We start from the raw sequence: 24726 nt of genomic DNA, 5'->3' as shown, positions 1-24726 counted from the left end.
AATGACATCCATTATAATAGGAGCCATGTTTCCCACCATCCCACTCACTTTCTCAAGCATATGAGCACTGATTATCTGAAAAAGATCCTGACTGCGCGCGTCTATGACGTTGCATTTGAAACACCGCTGGAATTCGCTCCCAGCCTGTCAGCGCGGATGGATAATCGAATTATGTTCAAGCGCGAGGATATGCAAAGTGTCTTCAGCTTTAAGTTGCGCGGCGCTTACAACAAGATCGCCCATCTGACACCGGCCCAACTCAAACGCGGTGTCATCTGCGCTTCTGCCGGCAATCACGCGCAGGGGGTCGCCCTCAGTGCGAAACGCGTCGGTTGTAAAGCGGTGATCGTGATGCCGACCACCACGCCGCCAGTCAAGATTGATGCGGTTCGTGCGCATGGTGGTGAGAATGTCGAGATTGTGCTGTTTGGGGATTCGTATTCAGACGCGGCAGCCTATGCGTCTGAGCTGGAAAAGAAACGTAAATTGACGTTTGTGCATCCGTTTGACGATCCTGACGTGATCGCCGGACAAGGCACTATCGGCATGGAAATTTTGCGCCAGCACTCTGCACCTATCCATGCAATTTTTGTCGCTATTGGCGGTGGCGGTCTGATCTCTGGTGTGGCGGCATATGTGAAAGCGATACGCCCGGAAATCAAAATTATCGGCGTGCAAACCGTCGATTCAGATGCAATGGCACGCAGCCTGAAAGCGGGCAAACGCGTAGCGTTGACCGACGTGGGCTTGTTTTCTGACGGCACCGCGGTCAAGCTGGTCGGCGAAGAAACCTTCCGACTGGCAAAAATGTACGTCGACGAGATCATCACTGTCGATACCGACGCTGTCTGTGCCTCGATCAAGGATGTATTTCAGGATACCCGCAGCATTCTTGAACCTGCCGGTGCATTGGCGGTCGCTGGTTGCAAGGCGTATATCGAACGTGCCAAAGCGAATAAAAAGCCACTGAAAAACGAAACACTGGTAACCATCGCCTGTGGTGCGAATATGAATTTCGACCGCCTGCGCTTCGTTGCTGAACGTGCCGAAGTCGGTGAAGCGCGCGAGGCAGTGTTTGCCGTTACTATTCCAGAGGAACGTGGTAGTTTCCGGCGTTTTTGCGAACTGGTCGGTGACCGTAATGTCACTGAGTTTAATTACCGCATCAACGACGAGAAAAACGCGCATATCTTCGTCGGCATACAAGTCAATGGTCGCGCCGAATCTGGAAAAATCGCCAGAAATTTTGAAAAACATGGTTTCCCAACCTTAGACCTGACGGATGACGAGCTGGCAAAAATGCACATTCGCCATCTGGTCGGCGGTAAAAGTGCACTGGCGGAAAACGAATTACTGTACCGCTTTGAATTCCCTGAACGCCCTGGCGCATTGACCCGCTTCCTCAATAGCATGGCGCCGAACTGGAATATCAGCCTGTTCCACTACCGTAATCATGGTGCGGATTACGCGCGGATTCTGGTGGGATTGCAGGTACCAAAAAAAGAAATGCGTGCTTTCCGCGAATTTTTATCCTCACTCGGCTATCAATACTGGGATGAAAGCAACAATCCTGTCTATCAATTATTTTTAGGCCAAAAGCCAAACTGACTTTGCAATGACTGAATCAACATCCGGTAATCTGCCCGAGCAATCTTTACTCGGGAAAGTCGCCACCTACAAAGCAGAATATGATCCCTCGCTGCTGTTTCCGATTCCCCGCTCGGGTAAACGCGAAGAGATAGGCGTCGGTAATACCTTGCCTTTCTTTGGCATCGATATCTGGAATGCCTACGAGGTGTCGTGGCTGAATTTACGCGGCAAACCGCAAGTCGCGATTGCCACGGTCACGGTGCCGGCAGATTCGCCAAACATCATCGAATCCAAATCATTCAAGCTGTATCTGAATTCGTTTAATCAGACAAAACTGGCAGGCAGCGATGCATTAATCAGCTTGCTGCAAGCCGATTTATCCGCGGCAGCCGGTGCGCCTGTGCATGTGCAACTGACGCTGTCAGACAATTTTGGCTCGCTGACGATGGCAGAACTTGAAGGTACTCTGATCGACAGACTTGATATCGAAGTCGATTCTTACACGCCTGCACCGGAATTGCTGCGTGCCAATCAGGCAGAAGCGATCGTTGAAGAAACTCTGATTTCACATTTACTGAAATCCAACTGCCTGGTGACTGGCCAGCCAGACTGGGGCAGCGTACAGATTCACTATGTCGGTGCGCAGATTGATCAGGAAAGCCTGTTGCGCTATCTGATCGGTTTCCGTAATCACAACGAATTTCATGAACAGTGTGTCGAGCGTATTTTTGTTGATATCATGCGCCACTGCAAACCGCAGAAGTTATCAGTTTATGCACGCTATACCCGCCGCGGCGGACTTGATATCAATCCCTGGCGCAGTAATTTTTCGACAGGGAAAAAACCTGCAAATGACCGGAACGCGCGGCAATAAGCTGCATTACAGGAAACTTTGCATCTTTTTTATATTTTTCTGAATTGATTATGTCTATTTCTAAAATCTCATTTTTACATCGTTTTTTTTGCATATCAGGTTTGCTGATGGCGTTAAGCTCATTCAGCGGCACTGCACAAGCGCAACAAAAAGAAGACGAAAGCTGGTGGGACAGCGGTAAAGCGAAAGCTGAAAATATTCTCGACAAAGGTGATTTGTCTTTACTGCTATCCGGTTACGCTCATCATGGTCGCAACACGTACACTCGTGAGCGCCTCGCAGAATTGAATGAACGCGCATGGGGTTTAGGTTTTGCCAAAACGATACGGAATGAAAAAGACAATGAAGAATTGTTGTACGCAATGATTATTTCTGATTCTCATTTCAAACCGCAACCGATGGCAGGTTATGCCTATCAATGGATGAAGCCGCTGTCTGAAAAACTGGAAGTCGGCGTTGGTGCTACCGCCTTGTTAATCAGCCGCGCCGATTACTTCTCAGGTGTTCCGTTTCCTGCAGTATTACCGATTGCCTCCATCGGTACCCGCAAAAGTAAATTAATGGCATCCTATGTGCCGCGCATCTCGCAAAATAAAGGGAATGGCGACGTCTTGTTGTTATTTGTGCGTCTGGATTTGAACTAAACAATTGACGAAGCGACTAAGAGTTTGTCATTATTGATGGCGCACATTGCCATAGTGCAACAACCGAAGTTCGAACAGATTCCAGAATTGTTGTCGTGAAATTGCCTCCACCACTCCTGAGTAGCAACATTCCTGCGTACATCCTTGATGACGAATGGCATGCAACCTTGTTGGAACAGCATCCTGACGCCTTCTATGTCCTGATCGACAATCGCATCGCTTATGCAAATCCGGCCGGGCTGGCTTTAATAAAAGCCGCTGATCTGGTACAAGTGCTGGGCTTAAAGCCTGAGGCTTTCTTACTCGCCAGACAACCCAGTGCGGGAACCATACCGACACCCGGCAATCACGACGATCTGCACTTTTATCAATGCATCGCACTCGATGGTCAACAACAAGAAATTGAAGTCCGCAGCGTTAGCTTTGACTATCAGGGGCAGCCAGCAATATTGCTGAGTGCCCGTGAAACGCACCGGCATGGTCTTCAGGTATTCAGCCGCAACGGAAATGACTCCCTAGACGCAAAAGCCAGCAGAATTCACGAAGCACTGCATCACGAGAAAGAGATTCTCGAGATGATAGCGCTGGACAAACCCTTGGTACACATACTGGAAGATGTCTGTGACCGCATGGAACGCTTGCTGGACAACAACGCCCTTTGCGCGATCAGCCTGTTTGATCATTCAAGCAAGCAAATCACGATAGGTGCCGCGCCCTCTCTGCCGGAAACATTCACTTCCCTGCTCAACAATATTGAAGTTGGCACAGACAGCTGTACAGCCGCCGCCGCAGTCCATTACAACCGCCTGACCATCGTTCAGGACATCGCACATAGTCCGATGTGGGAAAAATTCAAAGCCAGCGCGCTGGAACATGGTTTGCAAGCGTGTTGGTCGTATCCTATCAGTACCGCTTTTAACAGCGTTCTGGGAACGGTGGACGTCTATTACCGGCACCGGCACAGCCCGGGTGAGGATGAGCAGGCCATGATCATTGATGCCTGCGATCTGATCGGTTTGGCGATCGATAAAAAGAACATGGAGCAAACGCTGGAAGAAAGCGAAGAACGCTATCGCTCCGTTGTCACTAATCTGTCCGAAGGCATTATGGTGATTGCGCCAGGAGGACAAATCCTGACCAGTAACCCCAGCGCACTCAGAATTTTAAAGATAGACGATATTACTAAAATCAGTCGCCGCCACCGTTACTTCAAACGCCTGATGAGCGAGGATGGGAAAGATATCCGACTCGGTGACGATCCGGCATCTACCGTTGTTCGCACCGGCAAACCGATATTGAATTTATCAACCAGCGTGGAATTAAGTGATGGTTCTATCGTCTGGTTACTGATCAATTGCTTCCCGATTTTTAAAAACCGCAGCACTTCCGTTTCGGCCGTTTTACTGTCGTTCACCGATACCACCCAAGTCAGGGAAACGCAGCAGCAGTTAAAGTTCATGGCATCGTTTGACGCGCTGACTGGCCTGCCGAACCGTCATCAACTGAATTTAAGACTGACCCGGGCGCTCACTGATTCGCAGCAAAAAAAGCAACGCGTGGCGATATTATTTCTGGATCTCGATCGTTTCAAATACGTCAACGACACGGCAGGACATGCCGCCGGAGACAGCTTGCTGCGCGATGTTGCAAAACGCCTGAGCTCATGCATACGCACCACCGATCTGCTCGCCCGCTTAGGTGGTGATGAATTTGTGATCGTTGCCGAAAATGTCGAAGATGTGCAATACCTGCGCGACCTCAGCGAACGCGTTCTGGCAAGAATGCGCGATCCTTTCATCATCGATGGCAATGAATATTATCTCGGCACCTCCATCGGTATCAGCATCTCGCCGCATGATGGATTGGATGCCTCTACGCTGATGCTGTGCGCGGATTCCGCGATGTATCACGCCAAAGAATCAGGCCGGAATAACTATCAGTTTTTCACAACGGAATTAAATACTCGCGCCCAGCATCGGTACACGCTGGAAACGAATCTGCGACGGGCGCTGACCGAGCAGGAATTCCTCGTTTATTATCAGCCTAAAATTTCTCTGCAAACATCGCGTATCGTCGGCGCTGAAGCCCTGATACGCTGGCAAATGCCCGGCCAGGGTTTAATTCCTCCGAATGAGTTCATACCGATTTCTGAAGAAATTGGACTGATTCTGCCGATAGGGCGCTGGGTACTGGAACAAGTCTGCCAGCAAACAAAATACTGGCGGGACAATCTGGTTCCCGATCTGGTGGTCAGCGTGAATATTTCTCCGCGTCAGTTTCAGGACGTGACGTTGTGCGATTTTATTGCTGCAACCCTGCAAAAATCCGGCTTACCGCCTTCGGCTTTACAGCTGGAAATCACCGAAGGTTTGCTGATGGGTGAGATTGATCGCCTGTTGCCGATGTTCAACGCAATCAAAGCGCTGGGCGTGAGTATCTCACTCGATGATTTTGGTACCGGCTTCTCCTCTTTATCGTATTTACAACGTTTCCCTATCGACAACCTGAAAATTGATCGCTCCTTTATCAGTAAAATTCCGGAAAATCAGGATTCTGTCGTCCTCACGCACGCGATTATTGCGATGGCCAACGCATTGGGTATGAGTATTACCGCCGAAGGTGTGGAAAATGCAGAGCAAATGTTTTTCCTGACCGACTCCGGATGTCAGGAAATGCAGGGCTATTATTTTAGTAAGCCCTTACCCGTTGAGCAGTTTGAAAAACTGTTGAAGAACAACAGACAGCAGTGAAGTTGCGCTAATTTGCCGCCCCCTCCAAAAGCAGCCTATAATTCGGTTCGCACCGGACTCGCCTTTGCACACCAAACCCTCTGCTGTAACCCGATCTTGCACTATGACGAATATCGCAAAAATTCTTCCCCTCGCCAACGTACTGCTGGACCTGGAAATTTCCAGTAAAAAACGTGCATTCGAGCAAGCAGGCCTGTTATTTGAAAATAATTGCGGCATCGCCCGTTCTACCGTCTCCGATAATCTGTTTGCGCGCGAACGCTTAGGTTCCACCGGACTGGGGCACGGCGTTGCCGTCCCGCACGGACGCATCAAGGGTTTGAAAACTCCGATCGCAGCATTAGTCAGACTGAAAGACGGCATTCCGTTTGAGTCACCGGATGGGCAGGCTGTCAAACTGCTGATTTTCCTGTTAATGCCAGACAATGTGACGCAACAACATCTGGAAATACTGTCAGAAATTGCCGAGATGTTGTCGAATGAAAGCTTCCGTGACGAATTAAACGCAGAAGCCAGCGCCAGCGTTGTGCACGAAAGAATCCTCGCCTGGCGTCCGGACGTTTCCGCCGTTTCCTGACACACCATTTTGTTGTCGTCTGATTTTTTTTATTGCTTATCCATGCCCTTACTCACTGAATTAACGATACAAAAAATTTACGATGACAATCGCGACATCATGCAACTCGGCTGGTTCGCCGGCTTTGCGGGTGCCGATAAACAAATCATCGGCGATGCAGCCTCCTCTGCTGATCAGGTTGGCCATTTAAATCTGATTCATCCGGGTCGCATTCAGGTGCTTGGACCGCAGGAGTTAGCCTACTTTGAACGTTTATCCAGTGCATCCCGCGCCAATCTTTTCCGGGAACTGGTGGCTGGTGAGCCACCAGCTCTGATCGTCGCTCAGGGACTCGATTCTCCACCGGAATTTCTGACTGCCTGTGACGATAACAACATCGCCCTGTTTTCCACACCTTATCCTTCGGCGCAGGTGATCGATTATCTGCGCGTGTATCTGTCGAAAAAACTGGCACAGAAAATCACCATGCACGGCGTCTTCATGGACGTGCTGGGCGTGGGTGTACTGATTACCGGTGAATCCGGTTTAGGTAAAAGTGAGCTGGGTCTGGAACTGATTTCCCGTAGCCACGGTCTGGTGGCGGACGATGCGGTTGAGTTTTCCCGCATTGCGCCGAACATGATAGAAGGCCGCTGCCCTGAGCTTTTACAAAATCTGCTGGAAGTCCGCGGTCTGGGTCTGCTCGATATCAAAACAATTTTCGGTGAAACAGCAGTACGCCGCAAAATGCGGCTGAAACTGATAGTGCATCTGGTTCGCCGCAGCACACTCGAAGAAAATTACGAACGCCTGCCTATCGATTCACAAACCGAAGATGTGCTGGGACTACCGATACGCAAAGTCGTGATCCCGGTTGCGGCGGGTCGTAACATCGCCGTTTTGCTGGAAGCAGCGGTACGCAATACGATCTTGCAATTGCGCGGTATTAATACACTGGAAGATTTCATGGAACGCCAGCGCCGCGCAATGGAGGCGGGAGACTGAGATGCAAATCCTGCTGATCTCCGGTATTTCCGGCTCAGGAAAATCGGTCGCGCTGAATGTACTGGAAGATGCGGGCTATTACTGCGTCGATAATTTACCGCCCAGCCTGTTGCCGGAATTAATCACAACTTTATCGAATGAACCGCTGGTGGCGGTTGCGATTGACTCGCGCAGCGCCAGCCAATTGACTGGTGTCCTGCAGACCAAGCAGATTTTATCGAAGGCCGGACACGAAGTCAGAATGCTTTTTCTCACGGCCAGCACTGATTCGCTGGTCGCCCGTTTTTCAGAAACGCGGCGCAGCCATCCGCTATCGCACCGGCTAACCCGGGAAGATGCTTGTGTCGAGAAATTAAGCCTGATTGAATGCATAGAAGAAGAGCGTGAAATTCTGGCGGAAATTCAGGCCTTAGCCCATGTCATCGACACGACCGATCTGAGTGCCAATCAGCTGCGTAGCTGGGTCAAGAACATGATAGACATGCCGCACGCGCCATTAACGCTGATGTTTGAATCATTTGCGTTTAAACGCGGCGTACCGCTTGATGCTGATTATGTCTTTGATGTCAGGATGCTGCCGAATCCTCATTACGATCTGGTGCTGCGTCCGCTGACCGGGCGTGATGCCCCTGTTGTTGACTATCTGGACAATCAGGCCATGGCGCAGGATATGTATGCCGATATTCTGGCTTTTCTGACGAAATGGATACCGTCGTTCAAAGACGACAATCGCAGTTACCTGACTATCGCCATCGGTTGTACCGGCGGCCAGCATCGCTCGGTCTACATGGTAGAAAAACTGAGCCGCCATTTTCAGCAGTCAGAGCAGGTGCTGGTCAGACACCGCAGGCTGCACTGAGCATTTTTAGCAAAAATATACTCCCCCGGAGTATATAAAAACCCCGTTTATTCATAAGGACATCAACGGTGTTTTCTTAAAAATAGGGGGGAGTATCGCAAAAATACGCGTTACACCATCACTACCTTGCGCATTTTCTGCGCAATATACATCAGACAAATCACGGTAATCAGAACGCAGGTGGCAAGCGCCATACCAACCGTCAGCGGGTGCAGCACCTCGCCTTTTAACACCTGATTCATCATCTGATTCTGCGCCAGCACCGGCACCCATTTGAACCACGCCGGTTCGCGACCCGGGAACAAAATCGGAATCAGGCTGACGAACGGAATGAACATGGTCACGATCTGATTGCGAACCTGTGCTTCTTTGTAGCTTTTACAATCGAGCGCAATCGCGATCTGTAACGCCGCCATGCTCGCCGCCAACGGCAATAGCACCATCAGAAAACCAATCGCATCCTTGATACCGAATTGAAACTCGGCGCGCAAAGTATCATTTTTAATCAGCCACTGCGACGGAAAGAAGCTGAAGATCGTCAACACCACAACGCCCATTCCTACCGCCGCCACCGCGCCCCATTTACCTATCGCCAGTTGCCAGCCACTGACCGGATTCATCATCAGCGGTTCGAGCGAACCGCGCTCACGTTCACCCGCCGTGGTATCAATCGCGGCATACATGCCACCGATGATAATCGCCATCAATACCATCATTGGCAGCATTTCCGTGATCGATGCTTTGCGTTCTTCCGGCTTTTGCAAACGACGTTCCCTGACCTCAATTCGCTGCAATAATTCGGTGGAAATGCCGCGCATGGTCAAGCCCATCAGCGTGGTTTCCTGTGTGAAGGCTTCCAGCAAACGCTTGAGTGGTCGCAAGCCGAATTCGGCCTGACGATTATTACTGTCATACGCGACTTCGAGAATGGCTTTATCGCCCGTCATCAGTTTCTTTTCAAAATCCTGCGGCACCAGTAACACCGGCTGATCCAGCTCTTTACTACGTGATTTGGCCTCATAATCCACCGGTGCAGCTTTGATCTGATATCCCTGCCGCAAAATGAAATTTTCCAGTTGCGGCGCATATTCGATACCAACCGCCAACACTGTGCGTTTCTCTTCCTGTGACTCAACCTGCGATAACACAGCCGAGAAAATAAACAGCATCAGAGGAACGCCAAGCAAGGAACTCAGCAAGGCAGTCATCAAGGTGCGGCGGTCGCGCAAAGCATCTTTTATCTCTTTGCGAAAAATCGTTAACATCGCTTTCATCCGCGCGCTCCCATCGTCACATTAGTCGTCACATTTTCGGTCTGCAAAAATGCCAGCTTCACGAAGGCATCTTCAAAATTGTTTTCTTCCGCTTGTTGCAACAAGCCGGCAACGGTGCCGCGCGCAACATTTTTTCCTTGTGCCACGATGACGACATCGTCACACAGACGCTCCACTTCCTGCATGATGTGAGTGGAAAAAATAATGCATTTGCCGCCACCTTCAGCAGAACGCAGCCAGCGCAAAAATTCCCGCAACGCGCGTGTCGCCACAACATCCAGACCATTGGTAGGCTCGTCAAGAATGATGTTCTTAGGATCGTGCACCAATGCCCGCGCCAGTGCTGTTTTCATGCGTTCGCCCTGACTGAAACCATCGGTACGTCTGTCCAGTAACGCACCCATTTCCAGCCAGTGCGACAGCTGCTCGGTGCGCTGTGCCGCCTGCTCTGCGGACATGCCATGCAACAGACCATAGTAGTGAATATTCTCGCGAGCCGTCAGTCGCGGATACAAGCCGCGCGCATCGGATAACACGCCCATCTGCGATTGCGTCGATGAAATGCCCGCCTGCACCTTGATGCCATCGACGGTAATGTCACCGCGATCGGGATTCAGTAAGGCGGCGACCATGCGTAAGGTGGTCGTTTTACCGGCACCGTTGGCGCCAAGCAGGCCAGTAATCGCGCCGTCCTGCGCAGTAAAGCTGACGCCATTGACGGCATTCACTACTTCATTTTTTTTCTTCATCAGTCCCAGCATACGCGCAATATCTGCCGCATTTTTTGCGCTGGCTTTTCCTTGCCTGACGAAGGTCTTATGTAAATCGTTGACGATAATCATGGCTGCACCTCCTTTCCGGCTTGCAGAGCTTGCCACGCTAATGGGCGTGGAATCTGACGTACACAACTGCTATCAACTTTCAGCGCATCGGTATTTTCTTTGGCGTTCAGAAAGCGATAAACCACGTCCCGCACGCAGCCTTGCGCCAGCAAACCATGACCAGCGTTCTCTATCGTGATATGCAGCGCCTGTGAACCCAATGCTTTCGCAACGGCTGCACCATGACGTATAGGCGTGACCGGATCAATGCCACCGCTCAGCAACATGACTGGCGACTGTGCAGCAGGAATCGAGAAAAATTCCGCCGGAATACTGGCGCGCGGCCAGTTTTTGCAAGTGCGCTGATACATATCCGTCATCAGCTTTTCAAATTCATCTTTAGGAGGAGCTAAGGGGCGCGCAAATATCTCGGAACACCAGACCGAAAAATGCATGCCGTAATTAATTCCTGCCGCTCCGGGCAGATTCGTAGCGCCACTCAAAGTAACCAGCGGCTGGTAGTTGCCCTGACCTGCCTGCGTCAGCGCATACGGCAAACCGGCGAGCGTTGTCGGTGCATACAAGGTCTTATGCACCAGACTCAAAAGAACGTCATGCGTCATATTGAATTTCAACGGTGTACCCAGGCGAGGATGCGTGACACTGACAGTCTGCGGCATGCGCGTGCTTAAACTTTTCCATTGCTGTGCCAACACCGGATAAGCCGCGTTGCACGATGCTTGCCGGGCGCAATCCTGAAACACACCATCCAATGCGACCTGTGCATCCGCGGCGGGCAGACTCATATCCGGCGGCACCACGCCATCAAGTACCATGCGCTTCACTGAAAGGGGAAATTGTCTGGCAAATTCAAGACCTACGCGAGTGCCATACGAAGCACCGACCAGATTAATTCTGTCGTACGCCTGTTGCTTGCGCACCGCTTCAATATCCTGCACCGCGATACTGGTACTGTAAAAACGCAGATCACCGTGCGGCAAGGTTTTTAAACGCGCCAGACAAGCATCAGATTGCTTTTGCATCTGCACGTCATCGGCAACGTCTGGTGAATTTTCAAGTTCAGGGCAGGCCAGCGAGGCGCTGCGTCCGGTACCACGCTGATCGACAAAGACCAGATCACGCCGCTTATTTAAACGACTGAACATGGCCTGACCAAAGCTGGCGAGATTAATCGCACTCTGCCCCGGCCCACCGGCAAGCAAGAACACCGCATCAGGCAGTTTATTTTTATCCTGCGAAGGCAATACAACGTAATGCACATCGATTTTTTTGCCCCCCGGCTCAGCCGGATTCAACGGTCGTTGAACTTTTCCACATCGCAATTCCTGAGGAAATTCAGGTAAACGGCAGGGGCTGGTTACGGTATCAGCGGCGAACGACGCACCGGCTGAAAAAATACCAAAAACCGCAAGGAAAATATGCTTTCGCAAGGTGGTCTCCTGAATAAACAATATCGAGGAGCGTAGTGTAAAGCGAACAATATATAAAAAGTCCGTCTTGCGACAAAACAACGAAATCAGCGACGAAAACCACGGATAAGAGGATGAGTTCGCGATTGCCTCGCGTGGCAAAGAATCATCTCCGCAACAAAACCGCGACAAACAATTAAAGCTGCAACTCCGCTTGCGCTAAGGAATTCAGCAAAGTTTTGATCGGCGCTGGCAGACCCGCATCAGCCGCCTGCTTCAAATCCAGCCAGACATAATTGGCGTCGGCCACTTGTGGTGCATGTTGCGTCAGCTCGGCCACCACTGTATGAATATGCAATTTAAAATGTGTGAATACATGCTCAATCACTGGCAATTCACGACGGATTTCAACCTCGCCAAATCGCTCAGTCAGCGCCAACAAGGCGGGTGTCTTCACCTGGAAAGTCGTACCTGCATCGCCAGCATCATCCTCAGTCGCGATGTGTTCCTGCATGCCGTCAACTTCGGGCAATGACAGTAAGCCGCCCCAGATGCCACTGTCGGGGCGCCGCTCTAATAAAACACGATTCTGATCCAGCAACAGCAGCATCACAGCGCGCTTTTCTTTTGCTTGTTTCTTCGGCTTGCGGGTAGGCAATTCGGCAGTACGGCCTTCGGCAAAAGCAACACAGCGTGCCTGCAAAGGACAACGCCCGCAAGCAGGGCTGCTGCGGGTACACAAGGTGGCGCCGAGATCCATCAGACCTTGCGTGTACGATTCAATGCCCTCTTCCGGCAACAGCGCTAACGCACGTTGCCACATACTGTCTTCGATAACTTTGGTACCAGGATAACCGGCAATACCGAATACCCGCGCAAAGACACGTTTGACATTGCCATCGAGAATGGCCGCCACCGTGCCATACGAAAATGCCGTAATGGCGGCGGCAGTAGAACGACCTATGCCCGGCAATTGTTCGAGCAAGGCCTGATCCGCGGGAAACTGTCCCTGATATTTTTCCACAACTTGCTTTGCGCACTGATGCAGATTGCGGGCACGGGTGTAATAGCCGAGTCCGCTCCAGTGCGCCATCACATCTTCAGCGGGTGCGGCGGCAAGATCAAAGACGGTAGGGAAACTTTGTAAGAATTTCTGGTAATACGGAATGACCGCGCTCACCTGCGTCTGCTGCAACATGATTTCGGATAACCAGACGCGGTAGGCTTCGCGGCTTTGCTGCCAGGGTAATCCATGTCTGCCATGTTGTTTCTGCCACCGTATCACCGTTGCAGAAAAATCGGGATCAACAAATTCAGGGTGAATAAAATTGGCGGCCGCAGCCGCCGGAATACGACGTTTCATTAATTCTCGACTTATGCCGCGACCTTCAGGTTTTTCAAGTCTGCGCTCAATGCTGCTTTCAAATTGTCCTGCATCTGTTGCAAACCCTGCTTCTGTGCATCCACCTCGGCTTGCAGCGCTTCGAATGAGGCAATTTTATCTTCCAGGCTATCGGTCGCAACGTGTATCCGTTGTATCGACTGCATGCGGTTTTTCAGTTGATTTTTGTGTTCACGGATTTGCGCTTCTAACGGTGCCATCACCACTTTCTGCCAGGCTTCCACATCTTTATTTGCCTGTAAAAAGTTTTGCTTTACGCGCGCCGCAACAGAATCGAAAAACTTACGCATCAGGGCGACACGGGTGTTCGTCAGCATGGTCGTCGCGTTAAATTGTTTTTGATATACGACTTCGATTGCGTCCAGTTCTTTGATGTATTTATCCAGAGAAAACGGCATTGGTGCGGATAAGGCCAGACCATGTTCGGTCGAGAATTTACGGTACATCACGACCATCATTTCTGATATTTCATCCGTCTTTTTATTGGACTCAATCAGATTCAGGCGCACCTGCGCAAAAAAATGCTTGATCGACTCACGCAAACCCACCGACAAATAACTTTTTTCCATCGCTTCACGGGTCTTGCGTATCTCTTCACGCAAAATATCCATGCCGAGATTGGTGTAGACCTCGGTCGACAGGCGAGTAAAGACGGAACGTGTTCCCTGCATACGGATCAAGCTCGCATCAAATTCTTTTTTCTCTGCGTCGACACGCTTCATCATGTGTTCGATCACATTCATGTTTTTGCCACGCAAACCTTTGAGTTCCAGCATTTGCTCCACGACGTTCCGGCCGCGCGATGAAATGATGGCCTGTTGCGTAGCAGCGATTTCATGGATATCGGATTCCAATTGGGCGCGGATGATGTCTTGTTTAGCCGGAATCAACTCTTTCGATAACGCGTATTCCAGTGCGGGCAAACGGGTTTTTGCCAGTAAAGGCGCATCTTTGTTGATCTTGGCGACCAGCCCTTTTTGTGCCGACACAGGAAAAATCTGCTTTTCTTCAATCGCCAGCGTATGCGCAACGGTAGTCACCTGACGCGACAACTGCTTTTCAATTTCTTCCGGTGTACGCAACTCGTCCCACATGCTGTCGATCTTATTCAGTACGACCATGCGTCCTGGCCCGCCACCGATATGGTTACGCCAGACATCAATATCACTCTTGGTCACACCGGTATCAGCTGCCAGAATAAACAAGACGGCATGCGCATTCGGAATCAGATTCAGCGTCAGTTCAGGCTCGGTACCGATCGCGTTCAAGCCCGGCGTATCAACAATGATCAGGCCTTCCTTTAACAAAGGATGAGGGAAGTTCACGATGGCATGGCGCCATTGAGAAATTTCCACCATGCCGTTTTCGTCAACTTCCAGCGCGGCATCCGGATCATCTTCATCAAACAAGCCATATTGCTTGGCCATCTCGATACTGACTTTCTTTGTCAGACTGACTTGCTTGAATGCTTCCAGCATCCCATCACCGGAACTGATATTCAGCGGCAGCACTTTCCAGACGTGGCTCTGACCTTTGTATTCGCTGGTGGACTGTGCCTCTGCGCGGGTCTCTATCGGCAACAGGCGGATACATGGCGGAATCGTGTCGTCATACAGTAATTCTGTCGGACACATCGTCGTGCGCCCTGCTGAAGAAGGCAGAATGCGCTGACCGTAATCAGCAAAAAAAATCGCGTTAATCAGTTCAGATTTACCGCGCGAAAATTCCGCCACAAAAGCGATCGACAACTTATCGTCAACCAGACGTTCCATCAGGCGCGCAAGTCGCTGGTCTGTCGCCGTATCGGCCATATCCGATCCATTCGTCCAGGCGCGATACTGTTCAAGTGCACGTACAACTCCCTTGCGCCACTCACTGTATTCTTGGAATTTTTGGACCAGATTGCTCATGTTTCCCTCGGTTAATTTCTTATTCGTTCAAGTATATATGGATGGACGAAAAAATACCCGTAAATCCAGCTTTCACTCACAATTCGAAACACAAATGCCACAGGAATTACGTAAAGTTGTGCTAGCCAGGCTAAAAAGTTTTTTTCTGCTTTGGGAAACATCGCTGGTAAGCAATGTCCGTTTCGCCAGCAGGCAACATGTTGCCTGAAACCCTGACTACACCATGGCGACGAAGACAGTACGAATAGCACGGCCACGATTCATAACGCCGCAGGGGCAGTATTGCGTCAGTCCTATGCGATTTACTTCTGACAATGCGGACAATAAAAGCTGCTGCGCTGCCCTTGCAATATTTTGCGCACAGTATGCCCGCAAAGCCGGCAATCTTCACCTGCGCGATCATAGACGAAGTAATTTTGCTGAAAATAGCCGCTTTGTCCGTCAACTCCGACGAAATCTTTTAAGGTGCTGCCGCCCTGCTCTATCGCTGCGGCCAAGGTTTCGCGTATCGCCTCGGCCAGCAAACGATAACGGACAAGGCTGATGCGTTTCGCCTGAATTTTTGGGTTAATTTTTGCTTTAAACAGACTTTCCGATGCGTAAATATTGCCAACGCCGACCACGATATCGCCTGCCAGCAATACCTGCTTGATCGCAGCACTGCGCTGCCGGGTCAGGCGAAACAGCAATTCTGCACTGAACTGATCTTCCAGCGGTTCAACACCCAGATTTTTCAGCAAGACATGATGGTCGAGATCGCCATCAGCCGCAGAATGCCAGAGTACCGCGCCAAAACGACGCGGATCCGTCATCCGCAACGCCTGCCTGCCGACGATGATATCAATGTGATCGTGTTTTTCTGGCGGCGTTGTCGCTGGCAAAATACGCAAATGCCCCGACATTCCCAAATGAATCAGCACCGTGCCATGCTGAAAATGGAGCAACAGATATTTACCGCGCCGTCTTGTCGCAAGTATGGTGTGCCCCGTCAGCAAAGCAGGTAAATCTGCGGGGAAAGGCCAGCGTAAGCCAGCGCGCCGCATGATCACAGCGGTCACCCGCTGCCCCGTCAAATGGGGCGCAACGCCACGACGTGTCACTTCAACCTCAGGTAATTCGGGCATAGTCTGGAACTTTTATATCAATGAAGTTTCTAATTTTGCAGAGTTCAGAAAGTAAGGCGGCATTCATGTGCATGAACATGAGTCATCGCTATGTACAATTTGAAACAGGGTCAGGCGTGTCAGCTCCCACGCGTTGGCTACTTCGGCGTAAAATCAGCCATCCACAGTTCATTTCGGGTTCGTCTTGAAAACTATCTCTGCATTTGTCACCACATCTATTGTATCCGTACTTCGTCCGGCGGCTTACCTCAGTTGCGCCGCGCTGCTGTCTGCCTGTGCCGGCATCGGCGGATTACATAATTTTAAATCCGAAGACACCCATCATGTTAGCGATGCAGCGAAAGCGGCTCTGTCTGCCGATCAGGATCTGAACGGCGCCAGCCCGGCGATTGTCGAAAACAAAGATAAACTGCCGGCGGTCGCCCTGACAGACGAGTTGTTATACAAAATACTGACAGCAGAAATCGCGTACCAACGCGGTAACTGGCAGGCGGCGTATATCACTCTGATGAGCACCGCTCAGCAAACCAGCGACCCGCGTCTGGCAAAGCGTTCAGCGGAAATTGCCCTGAGTGCGAAACAACCTGGCGAAGCGCTGGCAGCAATCCGTCTGTGGCGCGAACTGGCACCAAACTCAAATGAAGCGACCCAGTATTATCTGGGCTTCATGGTCATGAATAATAATCTGGCCGAAATCCAGAAAGTGTTTTCAGAAAAGCTCAAAGAAGCTGACCCAAAACAATACGGCGTCATCATGTTGCAAACCCAGCGTCTGCTGGCACGCGGACGTGATAAAAATGCCGCATTTGACGTACTGGAAGAAACCTTAGCGCCCTACAAAACCTTGCCGGAAGCCCATCTGGCGCTGGCGCAAGGCGCTTACAGCAAAGGCGACAACAAGCGTGCCGTTGAAGAAGCGCAACTGGTTCTGAAAACCAAAACCGATTCGCAACTGGCGATACTCACCATCGCGCAGGCATCCTCGCAAAAAGATGCCGCCAAAGCGATGGCGGCATTTCTTGCCAAAAACCCCGATGCGCGCGATGTCCGCCTGGCCTACGCCAGTATCCTGATCGATTTAAAACAACTGGACAAAGCCAGTGTCGAGTTTGAGCATATTTTGCGCGACAAACCCGATGATCTGAGCGCGATTTACACACTCGGTTTGCTGGCGATGGAGAAAAAACAGCCGCAACAAGCCGAAGAATATTTCATGCAGCATCTGAAAATCGTCGAAACCAAAGGTGAAGACCGCGACACCACGCCAGTGTTGCTGAATCTGTCCAGAATCGCGTTCGAACGCAAGGACTACAAAGCCGCACAAGAATGGCTGAGCAAGGTTGAATCCTTTGATGGCCGCAATTCTGCGTGGTTTAACGTGCAGATGCGGCGGGCAAACTTATATGCCCGCGATGGCAAGCTCGACAGTGCGCGACAATTGCTGAAAGACCTCAAACCGGCAAATCCGTCTGAACAACTGCAGATCATACAAACCGAAGCGCAAATTCTGCGCGACAGCGGTCTGCCAGCAGAAGCCGATCAGGTTCTGCAAAACGCGATCAAAGCCCATCCGGATAATGCAGACCTGCTGTATGACTACGCAATGCTGCTCGAATCACAATCAAAGTATGCAGAAATGGAACAGGTTTTACGGCGTGTGATCAGCATTGAACCAAAGAGCCAGCATGCCTACAATGCGCTCGGATACTCGTTTGCCGACAGAAATATCCGCCTTGATGAAGCGCTGACACTGATCACAAAGGCAAATGAATTGTCGCCGGATGATCCATTCATTCTGGATAGTTTAGGCTGGGTGAAATTCCGCCTCGGGCAATTTGATGACGCAGAAAAAGCCTTGCGCCGCGCTTATGAATTGCGCTCCGATACCGATATTGCCGCCCATCTTGGCGAGCTGTTATGGACACAAGGTCAGAAAGATGCGGCACGCAAAATCTGGCGTGAAGGTCGCACTAAAGACCCAAAAAACACTTCCCTGAAAAACACGCTGGAACGCCTGAATGTGAAGCTGTAAGCGCTCAGTCAAGACCTTCAGATAATGCATATACTCCGGTGGGGTATATGCATTATTTTTAATATAGTCCAATAAAATAAAGGGCTCCAGAGCATCATGAACAGATACTCCCGCATTTTTATGCTTCTGACAGGCTTATCCGGCGCGCTTCTCAACAGTGCCTGCAGCAGCCTTCCGCAAACGACAACAAACAGTGCAGAACGGCTGCACAGCGTCAGCCGCAGCTATCAGGAAACCATACACCTGAGCGGTAAAATCTCAGTTCGCTACGAACAAAACAACAAACAACAAAGCCTGCCAGGTGGAAGTTTTGAATGGGAGCAAACCAGCGACAACCTGCAAATCACCCTGTTCTCCCCCATCGGCCAGCTCATCGCCAAAATCACCCAAAATGCGAACGGTGCGCTTCTTGAACGCGAAGGAAAAATGCCTCAACAAGCTGACAATCTGGATCAATTGCTTGCAGACACCTTGCGCTGGCCGCTGCCAGTTTCCGGGATGCGCGATTGGCTGCAAGGCTTTGTTCGTCAGCCTGATGGCAACAGAACTGCGCTGCTTGCCACCGATCAGACCATCAGTAGCGACGGCTGGAATATCCGCTACGCGAGCTGGCACGCATCGACGAATTCCCCCAAGCGCATCGATTTAAATCGCTACACAACAAGCGCTGGCGAAGTTATTTTGAATATTTTTATTGAAGCACCGCAGAACCCATGACGCAACGACTCCTTGCCTGTCCGGCACCCGCCAAACTGAATTTATTTTTGCATGTGACCGGTCGGCGTGCCGATGGCTACCACTTGCTGCAAACCGCATTTCAACTGATAGACCGCTGCGATACGCTGGACTTTGAAGTTCGCGACGATGGTCAGATCATCCGCTCCAACGATGTTCCCGGTGTGCCGGCAGATACCGATCTGATCGTGCGCGCCGCGCGCCTGCTACAAGAAAAAACCGGATGCCCACTCGGCGCCAATCTGAAACTGCATAAAATTCTGCCTATGGGTGGCGGACTGGGCGGTGGCTCCTCCGATGCAGCCACCACACTGATGGCACTAAACCGTTTGTGGCACACAGGTCTGAGTAAAACTGAACTGATGTCGCTGGGCTTGCAGCTCGGTGCCGATGTACCGTTTTTTATCTTTGGCGAAAATGCTTTTGCGGAAGGCGTCGGTGAAGAATTGCAGGCAATTCAGACGCCGGAACGCTGGTTCGTTGTCATCGAACCCGGCGTGCAAGTGCCGACACCTGCAATTTTTTCGGCAAAGGAGTTGACAAGAGACAGTAAGATCGTCAGAATAGCGGACTTTTCCAGCAATGCAGAAATGTTCTGGAAAAACGATCTGCAAACAGTTGCCTGCGCAATGTTTCCTGAGGTTGACGAAGCGGTTAGATGGCTGTCACAATTCGGAAACGCGAAGATGACAGGATCAGGGGCTTGTGTTTTTTGTGCTTTTGCCGACGAATCGGCAGCAGACAAAGTGATAGCGCAAATGCCTGAACGCTGGACATCGTGGAAAGCAAAAGCACTGAATCGCCATCCTATGGATGAATGAAGCAGAAGTAAAAAAGATTTGGTCTGATGCCGATTTGACGCTAAAATAGCGGTCGATTCTGGACGACAGACAAACGGTTGAGTAGGGGAGTCGCCAAGCTGGTTAAGGCACCGGATTTTGATTCCGGCATGCGAAGGTTCGAATCCTTCTTCCCCTGCCATTAAAATTAAAGCCGCCGCATAGATTCTGCGGCGGCTTTTTTAGTTTTTACTTTTGATTTTTTTGCAAAAAGTCTATGCAAATAAATCAGGTCCTCAAAAAATTCAGCCAATAGGTCCCGCCATGGCAAACGCGCGCGCAAATGACAACATGATGGTCTTCACTGGCAATGCCAATCCGGCATTAGCAGCTGGAGTCGTCAAACAACTGGGCATTCCTCTAGGTAAAGCAGATGTTTCAAAATTCTCCGACGGTGAAGTGATGGTCGAGATTAATGAAAACGTCCGTGGTAAAGATGTCTTCGTTTTACAATCCACCTGTGCTCCAACCAACGACAACCTGATGGAAATCATGTTGATGGTCGATGCACTCAAACGTGCTTCTGCTGGTCGCATTACAGCAGCCATTCCTTACTTCGGTTACGCCCGTCAGGATCGCCGCCCACGCTCAGCGCGTGTTGCGATTTCTGCCAAAGTGGTCGCGAACATGCTGGAAGAAGCCGGCGTTGACCGCATCATGATCATGGATTTGCATGCCGATCAGATTCAGGGTTTCTTCGACATTCCGGTCGATAACATCTACGCGTCGCCAATTTTGCTGGGCGATCTGGTCTCGAAAAACTATGACAACCTGCTGGTTGTTTCCCCGGACGTCGGCGGTGTGGTACGTGCCCGCGCTCTGGCAAAACGCCTCGGCTGCGATCTGGCGATTATCGATAAACGCCGTCCGAAAGCCAATGTGTCAGAAGTCATGAACATCATTGGTGAAGTCGAAGGCCGTAACTGCGTGATCATGGATGACATGGTCGATACCGCGGGTACGCTGACCAAAGCAGCAGAAGTATTGAAAGAACGTGGCGCTAAGAAAGTGCTGGCATATTGCACGCATCCGGTATTATCCGGTCCGGCCATCCAGCGCATTACACAATCGCCGCTCGACGAGCTGGTGGTGACGGACACGATTCCATTATCCGAGGCAGCACGCGCATGCCCGAAAATCCGTCAACTGTCTTGTGACAGCTTGCTGGCAGAAACCTTCCGCCGTATCACCAAAGGCGAATCAGTTATCTCCCTGTTCACGGATTAATTTGTACCAGTTTCGGCGCTGTCTTTTATTTGACAGCGCTTTTTTATGAATCCCTGGTCGCGGGGATTCTTTATCGCAAAACGACAAACCGTTTTGCATTTTTTGGAGTAACACCATGAAAGTTATCGCATTTGCACGCAAAGAACAGGGGACCGGAGCGAGCCGCCGCCTGCGCAATGCTGGCCAAACACCTGGCATCATCTACGGCGGCACAGAAGCACCAGTTGCTATCACTCTGGATCACAATGCGCTGTACCATGCATTGAAAAAAGAAGTATTCCATTCTTCTATTCTGGATCTGGAAGTTGACGGTAAAGTAGAAAAAGTTCTGTTGCGCGACTTCCAAGTCCACGCATACAAACAATTGGTATTGCACGCTGATTTCCAACGCGTTGATCCAAATAAAGAAATCCACGTTAAAGTGCCTCTGCACTTCGTGAACGCTGACGTATCCCCAGCAGTAAAAACTTCTGGCGCAGTCATCAGCCACGTAGCAGTTGAGCTGGATGTATCCTGCTTGCCAGCAAATCTGCCAGAATTCGTTGAAGTTGACCTGTCCAAACTGGAAGCTGGTCAATCTATCCACGCATCTGGCCTGAAACTGCCAAAAGGCGTAACAGCTGTTGTACACGGTGGTGATATCACTATCGCTATCGCAACTGTACCAGCAGGCGCAGTTTCTGCTGAAGCTGAAGCCGGTACTGAAGCGAAATAATTCTCGCGAATTCATTTCGTTTTTGCCGCTGAAAAGCCACCTTACGAGGTGGCTTTTTTATTTTGACGTTAGCTCTGGACTGAGCTCCCCTGCTCTCTTTACACATCCGCACAAGAGCGCCGCATCGCCCGTCAATCGCACACGCCCCACGTGCAAATCACCTATCGATATGCGATAGAAATATATTCGTCACCAGACTAAGCAGATACACTGTCGGCTGAGTATTATCCAACGTACACCAGACATGACCTCACGGAGAATTCGCGTGTTACTAAAGAAAAAATCGGGGCTGACGCCATTCATTGCAGCCAGCTTCACGGGTTTCAACCTCGTTATCAGCGTCGCCATCAGTCTCGCCGTCAGCCCACTCCCCGCACAGGCGCAAATCGCGGCGAACATTCGTTACGATACCAATTTCCCCATTATCAGCCCGGTCAGCAGTCGTCACGGTATGGTCGCGACCGAACAGGCTTTGGCCAGTGAAGTCGGTGTCAAAATACTCGCGCAAGGTGGCAACGCTGTCGATGCGGCAGTCGCCACCGGATTCGCTCTCGCAGTTGTGCTGCCGAATGCCGGTAATATCGGCGGCGGCGGCTTCATGCTGATTCACGATAGTCGTTCCGGAAAACAGATCGCCCTCGATTTTCGTGAAAGCGCGCCGGAAAAAGCCCACAAAGACATGTATCTCGATGCCAGCGGCAACGTTATTCCCGGCAGTTCCACCCACAGCCATCTGGCGATAGGCGTGCCCGGCACCGTCGCCGGTTTGGAGCTCGCGCTCAGCAAATACGGCAGCATGAAACTAAAAGATGTCATCGCCCCAGCTATCCGTCTGGCGGAACAAGGGTTCACCGTCACGCCTTATCTCGCTGCATTGTTGCAAGCCGAACGTGAGCATCTTGGAAAATGGCCATCGAGTCGCGCGATTTTTTTCAAAGACGGGCGACCATTGCAGGCTGGTGAAAAGCTGGTTCAAAAAGACCTTGCGCATTCGCTGCGACTGATAGCGTCACAAGGTTCCAAAGCATTTTACGAAGGCGAGATTGCAAAGAAAATTGTCGCCGAAGTGCAGCAGCATCAAGGCTTTATCAGCGCCAGCGATCTGAAGAATTACAAGGCGATAGAGCGCCAGCCAGTTAAAGGCAATTATCGCGGCTACGAGGTCGTTTCCATGCCGCCACCCAGTTCTGGCGGTGTGCACATCATCCAGATGCTGAATATGCTGGAACACTACCCGCTCAGACAACAAGGTGCCAACAGCGCGCAGACCTTACATCAACTCAGTGAAGTCATGAAGCTCGCTTATGCCGACCGTTCCGAATATCTGGGCGACCCGGATTTCTACAAAGTTCCGCAAAAGGGTCTGACTGCGCGCAGCTACGCCGATGAACTCGTCAAAAAAATTAATCCTGAGCGCGCCACACCTTCGGCAGAAATCAAACCAGGCCAACCACAAGCCTATGAAAGCGACCAGACCACGCACTACAGCGTGGCCGACAAATTCGGCAACGTTGTCGCAACGACCTACACCCTGAATCTGAATTTCGGCAGCGGCATTGTCGCCAGCGGCACCGGCATCGTATTGAATGATGAAATGGATGATTTTTCCGTCAAAGCTGGTGTACCCAATGCTTTCGGGCTGATCGGCGGCGCCGCTAATGCGATACAGGCAGGTAAGCGCCCACTGAGCTCGATGTCACCGACGATAGTGTTGAAAGATGGCAAACCGTTTCTGGTCACAGGCAGCCCAGGTGGCAGCCGCATCATTACCACCACGCTGCAAACCATCTTAAATGTGATCGACCACGGCATGAACGTCGCCGAAGCAACGATAGCGCCACGCATCCATCAGCAATGGATGCCGGATCAGCTGTATTTTGAAAAAGGCATCAGCGCCGACACCTTGAAAATCCTGACAGACAAAGGCCAGAATCTGAAACAGGCTCCGGTGATAGGAAAAACTCAGACCATACAAGTCAGCGATGGCGTGTTTTACGGCTTTTCTGATTCGCGCAATCCCGATGGTAAGGCGCTGGGATTTTAAAGAACGACATTGCTGATCGCATCGCTGGGCGCATCAATGCAGCTTATTGTTGCGCCCTTATCTTCCCTGTTTTGATATCGGATCAGTACTCCCGTATCATAAAAAAACACCGATTTTTAGCATACTCCCCCTCTTTTTTATCAAAATCACGCTCTTGTCAGCGAAAAATAAGGGGGGGTAAATATATACTCCCCGGGAGTATATAAAGCACATAAAACGCCGAAATTACCTCTATTGCACCAGCTGACTCAAGCCAGACATCCGGTTTCGGTCATGATCTGCGTCATCGGGATGTCGTGTTCACCCGGCGCAAATTCGGCACAGGCGCATTGATAGGCGATGCCGAGGCTGACCGCATCCGGCAGACCGGGCAGTGTTCTGTCGTAATACCCACCACCATAACCGAGACGATAGCGATCGGCATTAAAACCAACGCAGGGAATCAGCAATGCAGCTGGCGTCACCAGATGATTACGTTGCGCCGGTAAAGGAATGCCGTAATCATCCGTCAGCATCGCATCCCCTTCGCACCAGGCGAGAAAGCGCAAAGGCACCTCTCTCGCGCTGACCCAGGGCAATGCGAGTTGTATTCCCATTCCAGCAATCGCGGCGTAGCAGGAACGCAAGTCCGGCTCAGCCTGTATCGGCCAGTAAACGGCCAGACTGGTGGGTTTTTCCTGACGGCACCACGCCAGTAAATGATCTGCGATTTGTGCGTCCCATTGCTGGCGCACAGTTGCGTCAAGCTGACGACGGCAATCTAATAAATATCGTCGCAAGGCGCTGCGATTCTGGCTAAGTTCTGCGAGGCTGGTGTGTCCGCTCAGAGGTGGCTGTGTCATACTGTCAGAAATAGATTTTGATAGCGATGCAAAGATGTCTGTGAAAAATAAAT

Annotated in this window: 20 protein-coding genes and 1 tRNA gene; 14 read left to right on the top strand and 7 right to left on the bottom strand. The window is 50.9% G+C overall.

Annotation, left to right across the window (positions count from 1 at the left end; translation table 11 throughout):
* Positions 1-60 precede the first annotated feature (60 nt).
* From ilvA to rapZ, 7 genes are all read left to right on the top strand, one after another.
* Positions 61-1608, top strand: a complete 1548-nt coding sequence (ilvA, locus tag Undi14_RS03180; RefSeq protein ID WP_200177871.1) for a threonine ammonia-lyase, biosynthetic — start codon at positions 61-63, stop codon at positions 1606-1608.
* Between the two features lie 7 nt (positions 1609-1615).
* Complete coding sequence (gene queF, locus Undi14_RS03175) at positions 1616-2464, top strand: NADPH-dependent 7-cyano-7-deazaguanine reductase QueF (RefSeq protein ID WP_200177870.1); 849 nt, start codon at positions 1616-1618, stop codon at positions 2462-2464.
* A gap of 50 nt (positions 2465-2514) precedes the next feature.
* Entirely contained in the window at positions 2515-3108 is a 594-nt protein-coding gene (locus Undi14_RS03170; RefSeq protein WP_200177869.1) for a hypothetical protein, read from the top strand.
* Between the two features lie 95 nt (positions 3109-3203).
* Complete coding sequence (locus tag Undi14_RS03165; RefSeq protein WP_200177868.1) at positions 3204-5858, top strand: EAL domain-containing protein; 2655 nt, start codon at positions 3204-3206, stop codon at positions 5856-5858.
* 103 nt (positions 5859-5961) lie between these two features.
* Positions 5962-6435, top strand: a complete 474-nt coding sequence (locus Undi14_RS03160; RefSeq protein ID WP_200177867.1) for a PTS sugar transporter subunit IIA — start codon at positions 5962-5964, stop codon at positions 6433-6435.
* A gap of 42 nt (positions 6436-6477) precedes the next feature.
* A complete protein-coding gene (gene hprK, locus Undi14_RS03155) occupies positions 6478-7419 on the top strand; it encodes an HPr(Ser) kinase/phosphatase (protein WP_186884720.1) in 942 nt (313 codons plus the stop codon).
* A 1-nt stretch (position 7420) separates the two neighbouring features.
* Positions 7421-8278, top strand: coding sequence for an RNase adapter RapZ (gene rapZ, locus Undi14_RS03150; RefSeq protein WP_200177866.1), 858 nt, complete (start codon positions 7421-7423; stop codon positions 8276-8278).
* Positions 8279-8388: 110 nt separating this feature from the next.
* Here rapZ and Undi14_RS03145 read toward each other — a convergent pair whose 3' ends face one another.
* From Undi14_RS03145 to mutM, 6 genes are all read right to left on the bottom strand, one after another.
* The gene (locus tag Undi14_RS03145; RefSeq protein ID WP_200177865.1) at positions 8389-9543 is read right to left on the bottom strand and encodes an ABC transporter permease; all 1155 of its coding nucleotides are present in this window, start codon (positions 9541-9543) and stop codon (positions 8389-8391) included.
* A gap of 5 nt (positions 9544-9548) precedes the next feature.
* Entirely contained in the window at positions 9549-10394 is an 846-nt protein-coding gene (locus Undi14_RS03140; RefSeq protein WP_200177864.1) for an ATP-binding cassette domain-containing protein, read from the bottom strand.
* Positions 10391-11824, bottom strand: a complete 1434-nt coding sequence (locus Undi14_RS03135; RefSeq protein ID WP_200177863.1) for an alpha/beta hydrolase — start codon at positions 11822-11824, stop codon at positions 10391-10393. The genes Undi14_RS03140 and Undi14_RS03135 overlap by 4 nt, the downstream gene beginning before the upstream one ends.
* A 175-nt stretch (positions 11825-11999) precedes the next feature.
* The gene (mutY, locus tag Undi14_RS03130) at positions 12000-13166 is read right to left on the bottom strand and encodes an A/G-specific adenine glycosylase (RefSeq protein ID WP_200177862.1); all 1167 of its coding nucleotides are present in this window, start codon (positions 13164-13166) and stop codon (positions 12000-12002) included.
* A gap of 11 nt (positions 13167-13177) precedes the next feature.
* Positions 13178-15115: a dynamin family protein gene (locus Undi14_RS03125; RefSeq protein ID WP_200177861.1), complete on the bottom strand. Its 1938-nt coding sequence runs from the start codon at positions 15113-15115 to the stop codon at positions 13178-13180.
* 302 nt (positions 15116-15417) lie between these two features.
* Positions 15418-16239 carry a bifunctional DNA-formamidopyrimidine glycosylase/DNA-(apurinic or apyrimidinic site) lyase gene (gene mutM / locus Undi14_RS03120; protein ID WP_200177860.1) on the bottom strand — a complete coding sequence of 274 codons (822 nt, stop codon included), beginning with the start codon at positions 16237-16239 and terminating at the stop codon, positions 15418-15420.
* A 184-nt stretch (positions 16240-16423) separates the two neighbouring features.
* On the opposite strand from mutM, the gene Undi14_RS03115 reads away from it, so the two are divergent.
* The 7 genes from Undi14_RS03115 to ggt all read left to right on the top strand — a co-directional run bounded on the left by Undi14_RS03115 (position 16424) and on the right by ggt (position 23831).
* The gene (locus Undi14_RS03115) at positions 16424-18271 is read left to right on the top strand and encodes a tetratricopeptide repeat protein (protein ID WP_200177859.1); all 1848 of its coding nucleotides are present in this window, start codon (positions 16424-16426) and stop codon (positions 18269-18271) included.
* A gap of 96 nt (positions 18272-18367) precedes the next feature.
* Positions 18368-18988, top strand: coding sequence for an outer membrane lipoprotein LolB (locus Undi14_RS03110; protein WP_200177858.1), 621 nt, complete (start codon positions 18368-18370; stop codon positions 18986-18988).
* On the top strand, positions 18985-19827 hold the full coding sequence (gene ispE, locus Undi14_RS03105) for a 4-(cytidine 5'-diphospho)-2-C-methyl-D-erythritol kinase (RefSeq protein ID WP_200177857.1): 843 nt from the start codon (positions 18985-18987) through the stop codon (positions 19825-19827). The genes Undi14_RS03110 and ispE overlap by 4 nt, the downstream gene beginning before the upstream one ends.
* Positions 19828-19910: 83 nt before the next feature.
* Positions 19911-19987: transfer RNA gene (locus tag Undi14_RS03100), tRNA-Gln, on the top strand.
* Between the two features lie 122 nt (positions 19988-20109).
* The gene (locus tag Undi14_RS03095; protein ID WP_186884709.1) at positions 20110-21072 is read left to right on the top strand and encodes a ribose-phosphate pyrophosphokinase; all 963 of its coding nucleotides are present in this window, start codon (positions 20110-20112) and stop codon (positions 21070-21072) included.
* Between the two features lie 115 nt (positions 21073-21187).
* Complete coding sequence (locus Undi14_RS03090; protein ID WP_186884708.1) at positions 21188-21787, top strand: 50S ribosomal protein L25/general stress protein Ctc; 600 nt, start codon at positions 21188-21190, stop codon at positions 21785-21787.
* Between the two features lie 301 nt (positions 21788-22088).
* Positions 22089-23831, top strand: a complete 1743-nt coding sequence (gene ggt, locus Undi14_RS03085; protein ID WP_370589887.1) for a gamma-glutamyltransferase — start codon at positions 22089-22091, stop codon at positions 23829-23831.
* A 248-nt stretch (positions 23832-24079) separates the two neighbouring features.
* Here the strand turns inward: ggt and Undi14_RS03080 are convergent, their stop codons facing one another.
* Positions 24080-24673, bottom strand: a complete 594-nt coding sequence (locus Undi14_RS03080) for a 5-formyltetrahydrofolate cyclo-ligase (RefSeq protein ID WP_200177855.1) — start codon at positions 24671-24673, stop codon at positions 24080-24082.
* Positions 24674-24726 lie beyond the last annotated feature (53 nt).

This window comes from Undibacterium sp. 14-3-2 (assembly GCF_016595265.1).
GTDB classification, from domain to species: domain Bacteria; phylum Pseudomonadota; class Gammaproteobacteria; order Burkholderiales; family Burkholderiaceae_D; genus Undibacterium; species Undibacterium aquatile.
This window is presented reverse-complemented; position numbering and strand designations above follow the sequence as displayed.